At 48.4% G+C, this 1,270-nt stretch carries 1 protein-coding gene; it reads right to left on the bottom strand.

Annotation, left to right across the window (positions count from 1 at the left end):
- Positions 1 to 1,227: group II intron reverse transcriptase/maturase (ltrA, locus tag MHM99_RS21070; protein WP_239220462.1), on the bottom strand; the 1,227-nt coding region annotated here is incomplete at its 3' end.
- Between the last annotated feature and the right edge of the window lie 43 nt (positions 1,228 to 1,270).

Below are 1,270 nucleotides of genomic sequence, written 5' to 3'. Positions count from 1 at the left end.
CAAGTTCATTAGCCCAAGTTCATCGAACCAACTGTTTGGCATCGCGTAGCTTGCTAAAGGACTGCGTGCACTGCACCAGCTCGTCATGTTGATGTGAGCAAACTGACCTTTATAACCGTGCTGTCTTAGCCAGCGATGGAGGCGGCTCGCCTTCTTCCATAACTTAAGTTGGATGCTGCGCAAGCGGCGTCTTAGCCAGCTCGCGAGTTGCTTAAATACCCTGCTCGCATTGGCTATCTTGAAGTAGTGACTAAACCCTCTTAACAGTGGGTTTAATCCGTTGATGACTGATTGTAGCGGTATCCCGCCGTTGCGTTTCGTCATCTGCTTTAGCTTTGCCTTAAACGCGATAAGCTTCTTAGGCTGTATACGGGTATATTTCGTCCCGATTTCAACGCCTAGGAACTTCACACCATCATCACTGTGTGTAATGTGTGTTTTCTCCGTGTTTACGCTTAGCTTTAGCTTCTCTTCTAAGATATGTGTGGCTTGCGCTTTGGCATTCTCTGCCGCTGCACGACTGCTACACAGGATAAGGATGTCATCAGCATAGCGCACTATGCGGTGCCCTCGCTCTTTCATTTCCTTATCGAACGCATCCAGATAGATGTTCGCTATGAGCGGGCTTATTACCCCGCCTTGCGGACTGCCTGTTTCTGTTTGCTGCCAATGTCCATCTACCATCACCCCACTTTGTAAGAACTGACTGATTAAGTTCAGCACACTGCCATCGCATACCCGTCTTTTGATGCTCTTAATGATAAGCGTATGGTCCAGCTTATCGAAGCACTTCGACAGGTCCATGTCCACTACATGCTGACGCCTATATCGACGGATAAACATGGTGGCTTTGTTGATGGCATCGTGACAGCTCCGCTTCGGTCTATAACCAAAGCTGGATGGATGGAACTGCTCTTCGAAGATGGGTGTAAGGAGGTCATTCAAGCATTGTTGAACCACTCTATCCCTAACTGTTGGGATACCCAATAGACGCTCACCGCCCCCGTCTTTCGGGATAATGACCCGCCTTACCGGTTGCGGTTGATAGCGTTTGGTTTTGAGTTCAAGAAAAAGCTGCGATAGTTCATTATCCAGATTTGAGGCAAACGCGCTCAGGCTCTGCCCATCTATTCCGGCCGCACCTTTCGCTTTGAATACCTTTTTAAACCCCTTGAACAGCCTCGCTTTATTAAGCAGGTGACCGTACAAACTATAATAAACCCGCATACTTCCTCTCGAAGATAGTGTGCTGTGTGGGGGCCGATACTTT

The organism is Alteromonas sp. MmMcT2-2 (assembly GCF_022348305.1).
GTDB classification, from domain to species: Bacteria; Pseudomonadota; Gammaproteobacteria; order Enterobacterales; family Alteromonadaceae; genus Alteromonas; species Alteromonas macleodii.
This window is presented reverse-complemented; position numbering and strand designations above follow the sequence as displayed.